Source organism: Gallionella capsiferriformans ES-2 (assembly GCF_000145255.1).
Taxonomy (GTDB): Bacteria; Pseudomonadota; Gammaproteobacteria; order Burkholderiales; family Gallionellaceae; genus Gallionella; species Gallionella capsiferriformans.
In genome coordinates this window covers 3,028,343-3,044,872 of the sequence record NC_014394.1, presented here as the reverse complement: position 1 = coordinate 3,044,872, position 16,530 = coordinate 3,028,343, and the positions used below count along the sequence as shown (strand labels likewise).

Sequence of the window (16,530 nt, the reverse complement as noted above, 5' to 3'; positions counted from 1 at the left end):
TCTATGTTTAAAAATAAAGTGTTAATGATTACGGGTGGTACGGGTTCCTTCGGGAATACGGTGCTCAAGCGTTTCTTGTCAACGGAGGTACGTGAGATTCGTATTTTTAGCCGTGATGAGAAGAAGCAGGAGGATATGCGTATTGCGTTCAATAATCCGAAGCTTAAGTTTTACATCGGTGACGTGCGTGATTACGACAGTATTAATCAGGCAATGAAAGGCGTTGATTATGTGTTTCACGCGGCGGCTTTGAAGCAAGTGCCTTCGTGTGAGTTCTACCCGATGGAAGCGGTTCGAACTAATGTGCTTGGCACCGAACATGTAATGAATGCCGCAACCGCCAATAACGTTAAGCGGGTTGTCGTGCTCAGTACCGACAAGGCGGTGTACCCTATCAATTCGATGGGTATCTCAAAAGCGATGGCCGAGAAATTGATGGTCGCAAAATCCCGTTCCCAATGTAATGGCGAGACTGTGTTGTGTGCAACCCGTTATGGCAATGTGATGGCTTCCCGTGGTTCAGTGATTCCCTTGTTTGTTTCTCAGATGAAGGAAGGCAAGTCACTCACTGTCACAGATCCAAATATGACCCGTTTTTTGATGTCGTTGGAAGATTCTGTCGACTTGGTTTTATACGCATTTGAACACGGTAAGCAGGGCGATATCTTTGTGCAGAAGGCTCCCGCGTCCACTGTGGAGGATCTTGCGCAAGCATTGAAAGAGTTATTTTCCAACGCTAGTCCAATTCGTGTCATCGGAACCCGTCACGGGGAAAAACTCTATGAATCATTGATTTCAAGAGAAGAAATGGCCAAGGCGGAAGATTTAGGTGGTTACTATCGCATTCCTGCGGACAATCGCGATTTGAATTATGCGCAATTTTTCAGTGAGGGGGAGGAAAAGATCTCTCATCAGGAGGATTACACATCGCATAACACTGAGCGACTGAATGTGGGGCAAGTTAAAGAGTTGTTGTTAAAACTGGATTTTATTAAGGAAGAATTAAATGCTTAAAGTGATGACCATAGTCGGGACTAGGCCTGAGTTGATCAAAATGAGCCGTGTGATCGCCGAATTCGATTTGCACACAAAACACATTCTGGTTCATACCGGTCAGAACTACGATTACGAGTTAAACCAATTGTTTTTCGATGATTTGGGCATTAGAAAGCCTGATTATTTTCTTGAGGCAGTTGGTGAAAATGCGGCTCAAACCATCGCGCGGGTGATCGAAAAAGCTGACGCAGTGATGGAAAAGGAGCTGCCGGATGCGATCATGCTGTATGGCGATACGAATTCATGTCTGGCTGTGATTGCAGCCAAGCGCCGTAAAATTCCGGTGTTCCATATGGAGGCCGGTAATCGTTGCTTTGATCAGCGTGTACCTGAGGAATTGAATCGTAAGGTGCTGGATCATCTGAGTGACATCAATCTGGTGCTGACTGAACATGCGCGACGCTATTTGATCGCCGAAGGAATCCGTCCGGAAACAATTATCAAGACGGGTTCGCACATGCGTGAAGTGCTGGATCATTACATGCCGAAAATTCAGCAATCAGATGTGTTGGAACGCATGGGGCTTGAGGCGAATAAATTCTTTATCGTGAGTGCGCATCGCGAGGAAAATATCGACAGCCCGGAAAATATGTTGAATATGGTCGAAACACTCAATGCTCTGGCGGAAACCTACAAGTATCCAGTCATCGTCTCCACGCATCCTAGAACAAAAAAACGTTTAGATACAATGGAGTTGGGGGGTCTTAATCCACTTATTCAGTTTCTTAAGCCATTTGGCTTCTGCGATTACGTCAAGCTTCAGATGGAGGCTTTGTGTGTGGTATCCGATAGCGGCACGATCACCGAAGAAGCTTCGTTACTCAATCTTCCTGCGATTACTATCCGTAATGCGCATGAACGTCCTGAAGGTATGGATGTTGGCACGTTGATTATGAGTGGCTTGAAAAGGGAGCATGTACTCGATGCTGTTCGAGTCATCATTGCCCAGCATGACAAAACGCGGCGTGTGATGCAGGCGGTTGAGGATTACGAGGCTGGTGCGGTATCCAAGCAGATGTTGCGGGTTGTGCTCAGTTATGTTGACTATGTGAATCGCACAGTCTGGTCCAAATCGGTTTAAATATGACACGCATGCTGGTGACGGGCGCAAGTGGTTTTGTTGGCAGCATGTTATGTGCGGAGTTGGCGCGCCGTGTGCTTGATGTTCGTGCCGCACTTCGCGATTCAGCGAATCTTGATATTGCTGGCTGTGAGACAGTCCAAATTTCAAGTATTGATTTCAAGACTGACTGGGGTGATGCTTTAACTGGTGTGAGTGTCGTTATACACCTCGCAGCTCGTGTTCACGTTATGCATGATATTTCAGCCAGCCCTTTGGCAGAATTTCGCCGAGTGAATGTTGCAGGCACCGAAAATCTCGCGCGGCAAGCAGCGCGCGCAGGCGTTAAAAGGCTGGTGTATGTCAGTTCGATTAAAGTGAACGGTGAAGCGACAGACGGTGTCAGGACATTCTCCGAGTTGGATGTGCCTGACCCGCAAGACCCGTATGGGGTTTCAAAATATGAGGCCGAGCAGGCTTTGCATCGCGTTGCCGCAGAAACAGGTTTAGAGGTGGTGATCGTCCGTCCGCCGCTGGTTTACGGGGCGGGCGTGAAAGGTAATTTTGCGCAAATGCTCAAGGTGCTGGCCCGTGGCATACCGCTGCCGTTAGCATCGGTCAATAATCAGCGCAGCCTCATTTATGTCGGCAATTTAGTGGATGCCTTAATTTTGTGTGCGACTCACCCAGCTGCTGCAGGGCAGACTTATCTGGTGAGCGACGGCGAAGATATTTCTACGCCCGACCTGTTGCGCCAGTTGGGAGATGCAATGGGTCATCCCGCGCGCCTGCTACCCTGTCCGCAGGCTTTGTTGACGCTGGCGGGGCGCATGACTGGTAAAGCGGATCAGGTTGAGAGACTGTTGGGTTTTCTACAGATAGATAATGGTAAAATTTGCCGCGAACTTGACTGGACGCCCCCGTATACTCTGCCACAAGGATTGCAGCTCACGGCGGGAACCCCATAACTAACCGTTGTAAGAAAACAGACCTATGATTTTAGTAACTGGCAGTGCGGGATTTATCGGATCGAATTTTGTGTTGGACTGGTGCGCGCTGCACGATGAGCCGGTAATGAGTCTAGATAAGCTCACCTATGCGGGGAATCTGGAGAATCTGGCTTCCTTGAATGACAATACGCGCCATACTTTCGTGCAGGGCGACATCGGCGATGCGGAATTGGTGGCGCGCCTGTTGGCGGTGTATCGTCCCCGCGCGGTGATCAACTTCGCGGCAGAAAGCCATGTGGATCGCTCGATTCACGGCCCTGAGGATTTCATTCAGACCAATATCGTCGGCACATTTCATTTGCTCGAAGCCGTGCGTGCGTACTGGGGCGCGCTGAATGATTCCGAAAAGGCAAATTTCCGCTTTTTGCATGTGTCCACCGATGAAGTGTACGGCTCGCTGGCGAAAGATGAGCCTGCCTTTACCGAGACGCATCGTTATGAGCCTAACAGCCCGTATTCAGCGAGCAAGGCGGCCAGTGACCATCTGGTGCGCGCCTATCACCACACCTACGGTCTGCCGGTACTGACGACTAATTGCTCGAACAACTACGGCCCGTATCATTTTCCCGAAAAACTGATTCCGCTGCTGATCGTCAATGCGCTGGCCGGAAAAGCGCTGCCGGTGTACGGAGATGGGCAACAGATCCGCGACTGGCTGTATGTAAAAGATCATTGCAGCGCGATACGCTGCGTGCTGGAAAAGGGCCGTCTGGGCGAGGTTTATAACGTCGGCGGCTGGAACGAAAAAGCCAATCTCGATATCGTTCATACCGTCTGCGACTTGCTGGACGAACTGCGCCCTATGAAACCGGGTAGTGGTGAGTCGTCAGTCGTTAGTGGCGCTGATCTTGCAGTTACCCACTTGCCACTCTCCACTTACCGCAGTCTTATAACTTTTGTGACTGATCGTCCCGGTCATGATCGCCGCTATGCGATTGATGCGCGCAAAATCGAGCGCGAATTGGGCTGGAAGCCGGCTGAAACCTTTGAAACCGGCATCCGCAAGACGGTGCAATGGTATCTCGATAATCAGGGCTGGGTGGGCAACGTGCTGTCGGGCAATTACCGCCAGTGGGTCGAGAAACAATACGGGGAGTAGGAAGTGGGAAGACAAACACGGCCAAGTCAGATGAAAATTCTTCTGTTAGGTAAAAACGGTCAGGTCGGATGGGAGTTGCAGCGCAGTCTCGCCCCCTTGGGCGAGGTGCTGGCGTTGGGTTCCGATCGTTGCAATTTCACGGATATGGACGGGCTTACGAATACTGTGCGACAGTTTGCGCCCGATGTGATTGTCAATGCAGCCGCACATACTGCAGTGGATCGTGCTGAGAGTGAGCCTGAGTTGGCGCGCACCATTAACGCGTTGGCGCCGGGCGTGTTGGCCGCTGAGGCCAAGCGCTTGGGTGCCTGGCTGATCCATTATTCCACCGATTACGTGTTCGATGGCAGTGGCAATAAGCCCTGGATGGAAACGGATCCGACCGGACCTTTGAGCGTTTATGGTGCTAGCAAGTTAGAAGGCGAGCGACTGATAGCGGAATCGGGTTGTCGTCACTTTATTTTTCGCACCAGCTGGGTTTACGGCGCACGTGGCGGAAATTTTGCCAAAACCATGCTGCGTCTGGCGCAAGAGCGCGACAGCATGAAGGTGATCGACGATCAGATAGGTGCGCCGACCGGTGCCGAGTTGCTGGCCGATGTTAGCGCCCATGCGATACGCACATCCTTAGTGAATCCTGATGTTGCCGGGCTTTATCATTTGGTTGCGGGTGGCGAAACTTCGTGGCACGGTTACGCTAATTTTGTGATCGATTTTGCAAGGCAGGCCGGTGTGCCGATCAAAGTGATGCCGGATGCGATTGAAGCCGTGCCGACCAGCGCGTTCCCCACTGCGGCAACGCGACCGCACAATTCCCGCCTGAGTACCGGCAAGTTAACGAGTGCTTTCGGCTTGCATTTGCCGCACTGGCAGGTTGGTGTTACAAGGATGCTGACCGAAGTGCTGGAAAGTAGGTAGTAGGTAGTAGAATTCCCAACTAACTACTCACGACTTACAGCAAATATGAAACCGCATGAACAACTGGAAGCATGGAAAATAGCAATGCAATTGGTGAAATCAATTTATGAGCTAACTGCCGCCTTTCCTGCCGAAGAGCGTCATGGTTTGGCTCAGCAGATGCGCAGGGCAGCGGTGTAGATTCCCAGTAACATTGCCGAGGGGGCTGGACGAAATGGCGCAAAAGAATTTTTGAATTTTATTGGAATTGCCCGTGGATCATTAGCCGAATTGGAAACACAACTACAATTAGCGGTGATGCTGAATTTCGCATCACCTGACCACGTTGCTTTTGAATTGTCAGATCACGCCGGAAAATTACTGACCGGCTTACGCAAAAAACTACTGACCACTGACCACTAACTATGTCCCACTCACCACTTACTACTGACCACTCCCGACTTTCCAGAAAAGGCATCATCCTCGCGGGCGGTTCGGGCACGCGACTGCATCCGGTCACGCTGGCCGTTTCAAAGCAATTGCTGCCGGTATACGACAAGCCGATGATCTATTATCCGCTCTCGACTTTGATGCTGGCGGGGATACGCGACATTCTGATCATCTCGACACCGCAGGACACGCCGCGCTTCGCGCAATTGTTGGGCGATGGCAGCAACTGGGGATTGAATCTGCAATACGCAGTGCAACCTACACCGGACGGGCTGGCGCAGGCCTTCATTATCGGCCGCGACTTTATCGGCAATGATCCTTCAGCCCTTGTGCTGGGCGACAATATTTTTTACGGTCACGATTTTCAGCAGCAATTGCGCAATGCAGCACAGCGCAAGGAAGGCGCTTCGGTTTTTGCCTATCACGTGCGCGATCCTGAACGCTATGGCGTGGTCGAGTTCGACAAGGCGGGGCGGGCGATCTCGCTGGAAGAGAAACCGCTGGTACCTAAATCGAATTACGCCGTCACCGGGCTGTATTTTTACGACAATGACGTGTTGGACATCGCGGCAAACTTAAAACCTTCGCCGCGCGGCGAGTTGGAGATCACCGACGTGAATCGGGTGTATCTGGAGCGCGACAGCTTGTCGGTGGAAACCATGGGGCGCGGCTTTGCCTGGCTGGATACCGGCACGCACGAATCTTTGCTCGACGCGAGTCAGTTCATCCAGACCATCGAACATCGTCAGGGCTTAAAAATCGCCTGTCCGGAAGAAATTGCCTATAGCAACGGGTTTATCGATGCCGCACAACTCGAAAAACTCGCCGCCCCCTTGATCAAGAGCGGTTACGGCGCCTATCTGATGCAGGTGTTGCGGGAAAAGGGGCTTGCATGAAAGCCATTCAAACGGCCATCCCGGATTTGTTGATCTTAGAGCCTAAGGTATTTGGCGACGACCGGGGGTTCTTTTACGAGAGTTTCAACCGTCAAAAGTTTTCAGAGTTGACCGGACGCGACGCGGACTTTGTTCAGGATAATCATTCCCGCTCGGTTAAAGGCGTGTTGCGCGGTCTGCATTATCAGATTCAACACCCGCAAGCCAAACTGGTGCGTGTGGTGCAAGGCGCAGTGCTGGATGTCGCAGTGGATATCCGCAAGAGTTCGCCGACCTTCGGGCAGCACGTGGCGCTGGAATTGTCTGCCGAGAACAAGCGCATGTTCTGGATACCGGAGGGTTTTGCGCACGGTTTTGTTGTGTTGTCCGATACGGCGGAATTCCTTTATAAAACCACCGATTACTGGTATCCGGAATTTGAACGCAGTATTGTCTGGGACGATCCTGAGATTGCGATCGACTGGCAGGTGCAAGCGCCGCCTGCTTTGTCCGCTAAAGATTTGCAGGGAAAATCGCTCGCCGGGGCTGAGCTGTTCGAGTGAAAACGATTAACGCTATTTTGGCGTGCGCTATATGAAAATTCTTGTCGTCAGATTGTCGTCGCTGGGCGATATACTGCATTTGTTTCCGGCTATCAGCGACTTGCGCCGCCGCTTGCCTGATGCCGAAATACACTGGCTGGTGGAACCCGCATTTGCCGAGATGGTGAGCTGGCATGCGGCTGTCGATAAAGTGATCACGGTGCCGTTGCGCAGTCATAAGAAGCAGTGGTGGAAGCTGCCCAAGTTGTTGCGTGGCTTGAAGCGACAGCTCAAAGCTGAACATTACGATCTTGCGCTGGATGCGCAGGGATTGCTAAAAAGCGCGCTGCTGGCGCGACTGGCAGGTACTGAAATCTACGGCTTTGACGCGTCAAGCGCACGCGAATCGCTGGCCGCAAAGTTCTATCAGAAGACCGCCAGCATCGCATCCGGCTTGCATATCGTCGATAAAAACAGGCAACTTGTTGCGCAGTTGTTTGGCGCCGACATCTTGCAACCCGCTGACTATGGTCTGGATCAATTTCGCCAAAACCAGATGTCGCTGCCCGACAGCGGAGACGAACGCGCTAATCCTGCCATTGTGCTGTTGCACGGCACGACATGGAACAGTAAATACTGGCCTGAGTCGTCATGGTTTGAGCTGGTTGGTTTGTTGACCCTGCAGGGCATTCATTGTCTGTTGCCGTGGGGCAATGAGGCCGAGTATCAGCGTGCGCAGCGCTTGCAGCAGGCGGGAGGCGAGTTGGCGCAGGTGTTGCCGAAGTTATCGCTGACTGAATTGATGAGCGTACTGCTGCATGCGCAAGGGTTTGTCAGCGTTGAAAGCGGCATCGGGCACCTTGCAACGGTGCTCGATATTTCCGGCATCATGTTGCATGGTCCGACAGCGCCGGAATACAGCGGCATTCTCGGTAAATCCTGTTTGCATATCACCAGTGGACTGTATTGTTCGCCCTGTTTCAAGCGAGACTGCCCGAGACTCGAATTAAAAGAGGATAAGCCGCCTTGCCAGATGGCTATCACGCCTCAGCAGGTTTGCCAGAAGTGCTTTGAGTCGTTGGTCACCAGTGACGCACCCGTGCGTGCTAAAATCCATTCTGCTTAACCTAAGGTAGCACCGCATGAACCATTATCCACCGGTAATTTCCGCTTTAGTCACCTTGCTGCTGACGCTGATTTTGACACTAAGCAAACACGGCACGATTCAAGATATCCCTAACGAACGATCGTTGCATGACACGCCGGTGCCGCGTACCGGTGGCATTGCCTTGATGGCCGGCATATTAGCGGGCTGGGTGCTGCTGTTCAAATTCTGGCAATGGTGGATTGTGCTTCCCATGCTTGGGCTGTTCGTGTTGTCGCTGGTGGACGATGTGCGCGGGTTGCCGCCCAAAACTCGTCTGATCGGTCATTTTATCGCCGCTGCGATGGTATTGATTGGCGCCGGAATTAGCTGGATATGGATGGTGCCGGTGCTGCTGTACATCGTGTGGATGACAAATCTATATAACTTTATGGATGGCTCCGATGGCATGGCGGGCGGTATGGCGCTATTCGGTTTTAGTTTCTACGGCGTTGGCGGATTGATGGCCGGCAACGAAGCCTTTGCGATGATGAATTTTTCGGTCGGCGCCGCATCCTTGGGATTTTTGTACCATAATTTTCATCCTGCTCGCGTATTTTTGGGCGATGCAGGCTCGATTCCGCTGGGTTTTCTGGCCTCAGCGTTCGGCGTATGGGGCTGGCAATCGGGTTACTGGCCGGCCTGGTTCCCGGTGCTGGTGTTCTCTCCTTTTGCGATGGATGCAACCTTGACGCTGTTCAAGCGTGCGCGTAATAAGGAAAAATTGTCCGAGGCGCACCGCAGTCACTATTATCAGCGTCTGGTGCAATTGGGATGGGGGCATCGCAACACGGCGATCGCGGAATATTTCCTGATGATTGCAGCGGGTGTATCGGCCTTGTTTGCCTTGAGTCTCGACGCCAAGGGGCAGGGTAATCTGCTGGCCTGGTGGGGGGTGATCTATCTGGGGTTGAGCATGTGGATAGACCGGCGCTGGCGGAAATATCAAGAGGAAGATAACAATGCTGCGTAAATCGAATGTCCGAACGGTGTTGGCCATATTGCACGACATTGCGGCAGCGGTGCTCGCATGGACGCTGGCCTATTTGCTGCGTTTTAATTTTGAATTGCCGTCCCAATACGGGGCTGAAATGCGGCAGACCTTGCTGTGGATCGTGCCCTTGCAGGTTGCAATATTCTGGAAATTTGGCCTATATCGCGGCATCTGGCGTTATGCCAGTCTGAACGACTTGCGCCGTATCGTGCTGGCCGTATTGTTGGCGGCAGCGGCCATCCCGTTTATGTTATGGATGTTGCGCAGTCAGTTGGTCGTGCCGCGTTCCGTATTAGTGCTAAATCCGCTACTGCTGATTCTGTTTATGGGCGGCAGCCGCATTTTGTACCGCATGTGGAAAGAAACCCGATTTCAGGGGCGCATGAAACTGTCCAGTGAGCCGGTATTGGTGCTGGGCGCAGGAGATGCCGCTGTGGCACTATCCAAGGATCTGGCGAAAAATGAAACGTGGCAACTGTTGGGCTTTCTGGATGATGATGACAACAAGCAAAACTGCATGCTAAATGGCGTGAAGGTGCTGGGTAAATTAGACGAATTGGCGCATTGGATTAATCATTTCGGCGTCGAGCGTGTAATCATCGCAATGCCCTCCAGTTCGCATCAGCAGCGTCAGCGCGCGATCAAACTGTGCACAGCAGCCGGGGTGCAGGCGTTGACCGTGCCATCGTTTGACGACCTGATGAGCGGCAAGGTGGCCGTGTCGCAATTGCGTGCAATCGAGCTGGACGATTTGCTGGGACGGGATCCCGTGGTGCTCGATACGGCGGGATTGCAAGGGTTGATATCCGGCAAGACGGTCATGGTGACCGGCGCGGGCGGCTCGATCGGTTCAGAGCTGTGCCGTCAGATCGCGCGATTTTCACCGGCCAAGTTGGTGTTATTCGAGCAGAGCGAATTTGCGCTTTATACGCTCGAGCAGGAGCTCCATCAGGCATTTCCGGCGCTGTGCTTCGTTTGTCTGGTAGGCGATGTGCGCGATGCGGCGCGAGTCGATGAAGTCTTGCAGTTACATAATCCTGCCGTGCTGTTTCATGCAGCCGCCTACAAACATGTGCCGATGATGGAGACGCACAATGCCTGGCAGGCGATCCGCAACAACGTATTGGGAACCTGGACCGTGGCACGCGCCGCGCAGCGACATAACGTTGCCAAATTTGTGATGATCTCGACCGACAAGGCGGTTAATCCGACTAACGTGATGGGGGCTTCCAAGCGACTGGCGGAACTGGTGTGTCAGGCGTTGCAGCCACTCGCCTCTGAGGTCAGCGGCTGTACGCGGTTCGTCATCGTCAGGTTCGGCAATGTGCTGGGCAGCACGGGGAGCGTGATTCCGAAATTCCGTGCGCAGATTGCGCAAGGCGGCCCGATTACCGTGACTCACCCTGAAATCACCCGCTACTTCATGTCCATTCCGGAAGCCGCGCAATTGGTGTTGCAAGCCGGGCTGATGGGGCAGGGCGGCGAGATTTTCGTACTGGATATGGGCGAACCGGTCAAGATCGTTGATCTGGCAAAGGAGTTGATCCGCCTGTCAGGATTTACTGAGGACGATATCAAGATTGAGTTTAGCGGTCTGCGCCCGGGCGAAAAGCTTTATGAAGAGCTGCTCGCCGACAACGAGCACACCTTGCCGACGCCGCATCCTAAATTGCGCATCGCTCAGGCGCGCGAGGCGGATGCGGCGTGGCTGGAGCAGCTGCTGATATGGACGGATGCGTCGACCCGACCTGATGCCGAAGTAAAAACGGCACTTCAGGGCTGGGTTCCTGAATATCAGCCACAACACATTTAAATGCTGTCTGTCGTTATCATTGCGAAGAATGAGGCCGCCAATATAGGCGCCTGTATTCAGTCGGTGGCGTGGGCGGATGAAATTATCGTGGTGGATTCGGGCAGCACGGACGATACGGTGAGCATTGCGCGTGAAATGGGTGCGCGGGTTTATCTGCACGCTGACTGGCCGGGTTTCGGGCCGCAGAAAAATCGCGCGCTGTCCTATGCATCGTGCGCATGGATATTTTCGATCGATGCGGATGAGCGGGTGACGCCCGAATTGCGTGCTGAGCTCGAGCAGGCGATGAGGGACGCGGCGGCAGACGGATATTACTGCCCGCGACTGTCGCAGTTCTGCGGCACTTTTATTCATCACTGCGGCTGGTATCCGGATTACGTGCTGCGTCTGTTTAAGCGCGCTGCCGGTCAGTTTTCCGACAGTCTGGTGCATGAAAGCGTGCTGCTGACGGGCAAGACCGCCAAATTGCACAGTCCGCTGCTGCACTACAGTTATCTGACAACGGATGATGTGGAGCGCAAGGTGGCCCACTATTCGACGGCCGCGGCGCAGCAAATGTTTGAGGGGGGTAAGGGCTCCAGTCTGGCGGGTGCGGTGCTGAGCGGCGGCTGGGCGTTCATTCGCACCTATGTCATCAGGCTGGGTGTGCTCGATGGTGCTGCGGGTTGGCGCATCGCTCATATGAATGCACGCACCACTTATCTGAAATACCGAAAACTGGCCGCGCTGCATTCAGCAGCGCGTTAACTGAGTGCGCGTTTGATTCGGCTGCGCAGCAGCTGCCAGCGAAAATTGCGCGTATCTTCAGGCTCTTCCAGTCTTAATCCCTGTGCGACTTGACCGCGCCGTAAAAAATACCGATCGAACACGGACTGGCGCATTCCCCATTTGAATAGAAACTGTTTGCCGCCGTCATTTTTCTTGATTTTTCCGGTTGATTTACACTGGAAGTGGTAAACAAGCGAGTCACCGACGCCCAGAAAGATGCGGCAACCTGCGTGCCACAGCTTCATCGAAAAGTCGTTGTCGCTGCTCATGCCGGGAGAGAATTCGCTGCTGTAACCGCCTACCTTGAACCACCAGCGGCGACTGACCAGCGTTGGCGGCCAGGTCGCGCCGTCCCAGTCTGCCTTGCGATGTTGTGGCAATTCGGCAAGCAACAGGGATTCATCGAACGTTTCAACTTCGCGGCCGTAATCCTTTACGATCACACAAGGGTTGCTGGTGTCGCGCGGTTCTATCATGGTGCCGGACAACATGAATAAATCGGTATCGAGCTCTGTTAGTTTGTTGACCAGGGCGGTGTCCCATCCCGGGCAGCAATACATGTCATCGTTCAGGTACAGGATGTAATCCATTGTGGCGTGCATGGCTGCTTCGTTTACAGCCAGACAGATGCCAATGTTGTCGGGCGAGGCGCTGTGTTCGAAGCCTTGTTCTTTAACCCATGCCAGAGTGCCATCGCTACCGTCATTGACGTGAATGATAATCTGGTGTGGGTAGGCTGAGTTTTGCTGAATGCTGCGTACGCAGAGTTTGAGCAACTCGAGGTTGTTCCAAGTTGGAATCAGGATAGAGAACATGTGAAATTACCAAGCTGAGAGGTATGACGAATGCGTCTAATTTTACTGCACAACGGGCAAGGCGGGTGTAGAAGTCGCAGAGCGATAATGCGCACGAGTGCCGATGACGCTACAATGCGCGACTATGCCAGACAAAATGAATATCGTACAGGTGGTGAAGCGCTATGGACCGGTTGGCGGCATGGAGCGCTATGTCTGGGAATTGAGCCGTGAGTTACAGCAGTCGGGGCATACGGTGACGGTGCTTTGCGAACGCTGCCACACAGCGCATCCGGCTGGAATTCGTGTCGTTGAACTGGGCGAGACCGCCAAGCGTCCTCGCTGGCTATCGCAAGTGCGTTTTAGCTGGCGGGTCACGCGCTGGGTGCAGGATAATCTGTCGGCAGACAGGATCATACATAGTCATGAGCGTCTGGGTGTGCATGATGTGACGACGTTTCACGGGCCTCCATTCGCCACGATCTATGAAAAGGGTTGGTGGCGTTTTATTTCAATCAGGGTGTGGGTGCGCCTGTATCTTGAACGCCGCGAGTTGGCAACCGCGCAAGTCATTGTGCCAAACTCATCTTTCATCAGCAGGCAGTTGGCACATTATTATCCGCAGATGACTGAAAAATTGAGTGCGCCGATTGCACCCGGCATTTTGCCGATACGGCAGCGGGCATCGCGTGTTGTTCCGGTGGATGGAGGTGTGGTGTGTTTCGTCGGTTGGGAGTGGCAGCGCAAGGGCTTGCCTCAAGCAGTTGAAATAGTCGCCGCATTGCGTCGCGCACGTCCGAATCTGGAACTTTGGGTGATAGGGCCGCAGCCGTCAGAGCTGGCGCCGTTGTTCGCCGATTGGACAGGCGGCTATCGCCTGCTAGGCTGGCGTGAGGATAACGATTATTTCAGCGAGGTGGATGTGCTGCTTCATCCGGCTATTGCCGAGCCTTACGGCATGGTGATTTCTGAGGCGATGGCAGCGCGTGTGCCGGTGGTGATTTCAGATGTCTGCGGTGCGGCTGAGCATGTCTCGCAGGATGCGGGTTCGGTGCTGCCTTTAAATGCACCGATAGATGCTTGGGTGCATGCGGTAGAGCAGCAGTTAGCCAGGCAGCTAGAAGTGCCGAAATTCGATCGGACCTGGGCTAAAGTTGCGCAGGAGTATTGCGATATTTATGCGGCTTGCTGCAAGTCCGCTGCTGGAAATCTGTTTGAAAAAGTCAGGAGCAAGAGTGAAAAATAACTTAACTATTGAACGCAGCATGATGCTGATCATGCTGATGTATCCTGTGCTGATGCTTTCAGTGAAGGGTAGTTTGAGTGCGTTTTTTATAGTCTTGTGTATTTTGTCTATTGTGACGTTGCTTAAAAATAAAACTCAACCCGTATTTATTAACTCACAGGACAAGATTTACATCTTGGCAATGTCATCGATACTTGTTGCGACAATATTGAGCCAGTTAATTCATGGAAAGATAATCGTATCCTATTGGGATTCACCGGCAAGATTTCTGTTTGCTGTCCCGATATATTTTGCCTTAAAAAAACAAAGTATGAAGGTCTTTGAGTTATTTCAGTTTGGACTCCCTCTAGGCGCCATAGCAGCACTATTAATACAACATCAAGAAGTGGGTGTGTTCGGCACAAGGGCCACTAACACATTTTTAAATCCGATCCATTTTGGGGATCTGGCCTTGATGTTAGGGATTCTGTCGGCCTGTTCTATAAATTGGTTCAGGTTGGATTCACGTTTAGTGGTCATGTTAAAGGTCATTGGGCTTATAGCGGGAATGTATGCCTCAATTTTGTCAGGTACGCGAGGTGGTTGGGTTGCCATCCCGGTCATACTGCTGGTTTGTCTTGTTGTCTGGAAAGTTTACGACGTCAAAAAATTGGCTGGTGGATTGCTGGCTGTGGCAGCTATGCTTGCGGTAAGTTACTTTGCGTTTACGCCGATTCAACAAAGAGTAAGTGACTCTTATGTTGAAATTCGTTCGATTGCCAGTGGAAATTTAGAAACTTCAACCGGATTTCGATTGCAGATATGGAAGGGGGCGAGCCAAATATTTTTGGCTAATCCAATCGCCGGAGTCAGTCCCTCCGGATTTGATAATGCTATATTGTCGCTCGGGAAGGCAGGGGTTATTAGCCCTATGGCGGCCGATTTAGGGGTGAATGAAGTTCATAGTCAAATTTTTTCTAGTGCGGCCCGGTTGGGGATTTTTGGGTTGATTGCTTATTTTTTGGTACATTTGGTGCCGCTAAAGTTTTTTGTCAATTCGATGCGATCTAGAAACAATATAATTCAAAAGGCTGGTCTGATGGGCATGAGCTTGGTGGTTGGATTTATTGTATTTGGCCTAACGGTAGAGATGTACAACTTGAAAATGGTCGCTACTTTTTATAGTTTGACAGGAGTCGTTTTGTTAGCCTGTTGTAATAACGATAATTGTGATGAGTTGACTCATAACCGTTAATGATACGGGTGCTATTTATTATTGAAATAAGGAAAATATATTGAACCATTTAGACTTGGGTTGCGGAACCAACCCTCAAAATCCTTATAAAAGGGCGAATTTATTCGGCCTTGATATTCGGGATGATGCAGAGCAGGTTCTTGCATTAAGAGGAATTTCCATGAAGAAGGCGAATTTGGTTTTTGAAGCAATTCCTTTTTCAGATAATTATTTTTCTAGTATTTCAGCGATCGATTTTTTAGAGCATATTCCAAGACAAATTTGTTTGGGAAGCTCAAATGAGTTGGTCTATCCATTCATTAACATAATGAATGAGGTTTGGCGAGTATTAACCCCGGGAGGAAAATTCTTGGCGGTGACACCCGCCTATCCTTCATCTCTGGCTTTTGCCGATCCTACACATGTAAATTATCTTGCGCAGGGAACACATGAGTATTTTTGCGGCGAGCATCCGGCGGGCCGTATTTATGGATTCCATGGTCGATTTGTTGCGCGCATTGCAAAGTTATCCGCGCCAACCAATTATCGAGACATGCCACATTCGCCTTTTGCATCAGCTATCCGCGATTTAGGGCGGCGAATTTCAAGGAATGGACTTCATCATATGGTGTGGGAACTTGAGGCTATAAAATGATTAGTATCGTTATACCGAGTTGGAACAATCTGAGCTATCTTAAATTGTGTGTGGAAAGCTTGAAGAAGCACTCACAGTGCGAGCATGAAATTCTTGTGCACCTTAACGATGGTTCGGATGGCTCATTGGAATGGGTGAAGTCGCAAGGCATCAAATATACGCAGTCTGATAAAAACGTGGGCGTGTGTTTGTCGGTAAATTTGCTGGTGTCTCAGGCAAGTTGTGACTGGGTGCTGTATATGAACGACGATATGGTTGCAGCTCCGGGCTGGGATACCGGATTTATTGAAGCGATCAAAGCGGCAGGCAGCGATCTGGTCATGCTTTTCGGTACGTTGATTCAGCCTGAAATTGGCAAAAATGCCAATATGATCAAACAGAACTTTGGTGAGTCACCCGCTAGTTTTAATGAGGCGCAGTTTCTGGCTCAATGTATGATTGATCCACGGGGCAACGTCGAGGGGGTGGCCTCTCAACCTACACTGGTTAGCCGAAAGTGGTGGAGTATGCTGGGCGGTTATAGCTTGGAGTTTAGTCCGGGTATGAGTAGCGATGACGATTTGCTGATGAAGTTTTGGGTAGCTGGCTGTCGTACTTACCGTATTGTCGGCAAAAGTCGCTTCTACCACTTCGGTTGCGCGAGCACCAGGAGAATCAAACATAACCTGGGTGGTCGAATTTTCGTGATGAAGTGGGGCATCACTCAGATTGAATTTTACCGCCGGTATCTGGCTACGCTTAAAAATGCGGATGGCGGCAATACCGAAGGTAATCCGCATAACTTCGCGCGTAATTCTTTTCTGGGCAGATTGCGTCGCGTAGGCTATGGCCTAACTAAAGACTACCCGCTGGGTGATATTGAGGCTTGGGATCCACAGCCCGGACAAGGAAAATGGAGTAGCGGGAATTAGCTC

The 16,530-nt window shown here is 51.6% G+C and carries 16 protein-coding genes and 1 pseudogene; 16 read left to right on the top strand and 1 reads right to left on the bottom strand.

Annotation, left to right across the window (positions count from 1 at the left end):
* Nucleotides 1–3: 3 nt before the first annotated feature.
* From GALF_RS14130 to GALF_RS15795, 12 genes and pseudogenes are all read left to right on the top strand, one after another.
* On the top strand, nucleotides 4–1,014 hold the full coding sequence (locus GALF_RS14130; RefSeq protein WP_013294727.1) for a nucleoside-diphosphate sugar epimerase/dehydratase: 1,011 nt from the start codon (nucleotides 4–6) through the stop codon (nucleotides 1,012–1,014).
* Nucleotides 1,007–2,137 (top strand): non-hydrolyzing UDP-N-acetylglucosamine 2-epimerase, encoded by a 1,131-nt coding sequence (gene wecB, locus GALF_RS14125; protein WP_013294726.1) that lies wholly within the window; start codon nucleotides 1,007–1,009, stop codon nucleotides 2,135–2,137. Before GALF_RS14130 ends, wecB begins: the two co-directional genes overlap by 8 nt.
* Nucleotides 2,138–2,139: 2 nt before the next feature.
* A complete protein-coding gene (locus GALF_RS14120) occupies nucleotides 2,140–3,084 on the top strand; it encodes a UDP-glucose 4-epimerase family protein (protein ID WP_013294725.1) in 945 nt (314 codons plus the stop codon).
* Between the two features lie 25 nt (nucleotides 3,085–3,109).
* A complete protein-coding gene (gene rfbB / locus GALF_RS14115) occupies nucleotides 3,110–4,225 on the top strand; it encodes a dTDP-glucose 4,6-dehydratase (RefSeq protein WP_013294724.1) in 1,116 nt (371 codons plus the stop codon).
* Between the two features lie 30 nt (nucleotides 4,226–4,255).
* Complete coding sequence (rfbD, locus tag GALF_RS14110; protein WP_013294723.1) at nucleotides 4,256–5,143, top strand: dTDP-4-dehydrorhamnose reductase; 888 nt, start codon at nucleotides 4,256–4,258, stop codon at nucleotides 5,141–5,143.
* Between the two features lie 45 nt (nucleotides 5,144–5,188).
* A pseudogene (locus GALF_RS14105) lies at nucleotides 5,189–5,545 on the top strand (four helix bundle protein).
* A 2-nt stretch (nucleotides 5,546–5,547) separates the two neighbouring features.
* A complete protein-coding gene (gene rfbA, locus GALF_RS14100) occupies nucleotides 5,548–6,468 on the top strand; it encodes a glucose-1-phosphate thymidylyltransferase RfbA (protein WP_013294722.1) in 921 nt (306 codons plus the stop codon).
* Nucleotides 6,465–7,010 (top strand): dTDP-4-dehydrorhamnose 3,5-epimerase, encoded by a 546-nt coding sequence (gene rfbC / locus GALF_RS14095; protein WP_013294721.1) that lies wholly within the window; start codon nucleotides 6,465–6,467, stop codon nucleotides 7,008–7,010. Before rfbA ends, rfbC begins: the two co-directional genes overlap by 4 nt.
* Nucleotides 7,011–7,041: 31 nt before the next feature.
* Nucleotides 7,042–8,115, top strand: a complete 1,074-nt coding sequence (gene waaC / locus GALF_RS14090; protein ID WP_013294720.1) for a lipopolysaccharide heptosyltransferase I — start codon at nucleotides 7,042–7,044, stop codon at nucleotides 8,113–8,115.
* Nucleotides 8,116–8,131: 16 nt separating this feature from the next.
* Nucleotides 8,132–9,106, top strand: a complete 975-nt coding sequence (locus GALF_RS14085; protein ID WP_013294719.1) for an MraY family glycosyltransferase — start codon at nucleotides 8,132–8,134, stop codon at nucleotides 9,104–9,106.
* Complete coding sequence (locus tag GALF_RS14080; RefSeq protein WP_013294718.1) at nucleotides 9,096–10,940, top strand: polysaccharide biosynthesis protein; 1,845 nt, start codon at nucleotides 9,096–9,098, stop codon at nucleotides 10,938–10,940. The genes GALF_RS14085 and GALF_RS14080 overlap by 11 nt, the downstream gene beginning before the upstream one ends.
* The gene (locus tag GALF_RS15795; protein WP_013294717.1) at nucleotides 10,941–11,687 is read left to right on the top strand and encodes a glycosyltransferase family 2 protein; all 747 of its coding nucleotides are present in this window, start codon (nucleotides 10,941–10,943) and stop codon (nucleotides 11,685–11,687) included. It begins immediately after the preceding gene.
* Here the strand turns inward: GALF_RS15795 and GALF_RS14070 are convergent.
* Nucleotides 11,684–12,523 carry a glycosyltransferase family 2 protein gene (locus tag GALF_RS14070; protein WP_013294716.1) on the bottom strand — a complete coding sequence of 280 codons (840 nt, stop codon included), beginning with the start codon at nucleotides 12,521–12,523 and terminating at the stop codon, nucleotides 11,684–11,686. The genes GALF_RS15795 and GALF_RS14070 overlap by 4 nt on opposite strands.
* Before the next feature lie 124 nt (nucleotides 12,524–12,647).
* Between GALF_RS14070 and GALF_RS14065 the strand changes: the two genes are divergently transcribed.
* From GALF_RS14065 to GALF_RS14055, 4 genes are read left to right on the top strand one after another with little or no spacing between them, the layout of a single operon-like run.
* A complete protein-coding gene (locus GALF_RS14065; protein WP_013294715.1) occupies nucleotides 12,648–13,748 on the top strand; it encodes a glycosyltransferase family 4 protein in 1,101 nt (366 codons plus the stop codon).
* Nucleotides 13,738–14,982, top strand: a complete 1,245-nt coding sequence (locus tag GALF_RS14060; protein ID WP_013294714.1) for an O-antigen ligase family protein — start codon at nucleotides 13,738–13,740, stop codon at nucleotides 14,980–14,982. Before GALF_RS14065 ends, GALF_RS14060 begins: the two co-directional genes overlap by 11 nt.
* A gap of 40 nt (nucleotides 14,983–15,022) precedes the next feature.
* On the top strand, nucleotides 15,023–15,616 hold the full coding sequence (locus tag GALF_RS15415; RefSeq protein WP_013294713.1) for a methyltransferase domain-containing protein: 594 nt from the start codon (nucleotides 15,023–15,025) through the stop codon (nucleotides 15,614–15,616).
* Nucleotides 15,613–16,527 carry a glycosyltransferase family 2 protein gene (locus GALF_RS14055; protein ID WP_013294712.1) on the top strand — a complete coding sequence of 305 codons (915 nt, stop codon included), beginning with the start codon at nucleotides 15,613–15,615 and terminating at the stop codon, nucleotides 16,525–16,527. The genes GALF_RS15415 and GALF_RS14055 overlap by 4 nt, the downstream gene beginning before the upstream one ends.
* The last annotated feature ends 3 nt before the right edge of the window (nucleotides 16,528–16,530 follow it).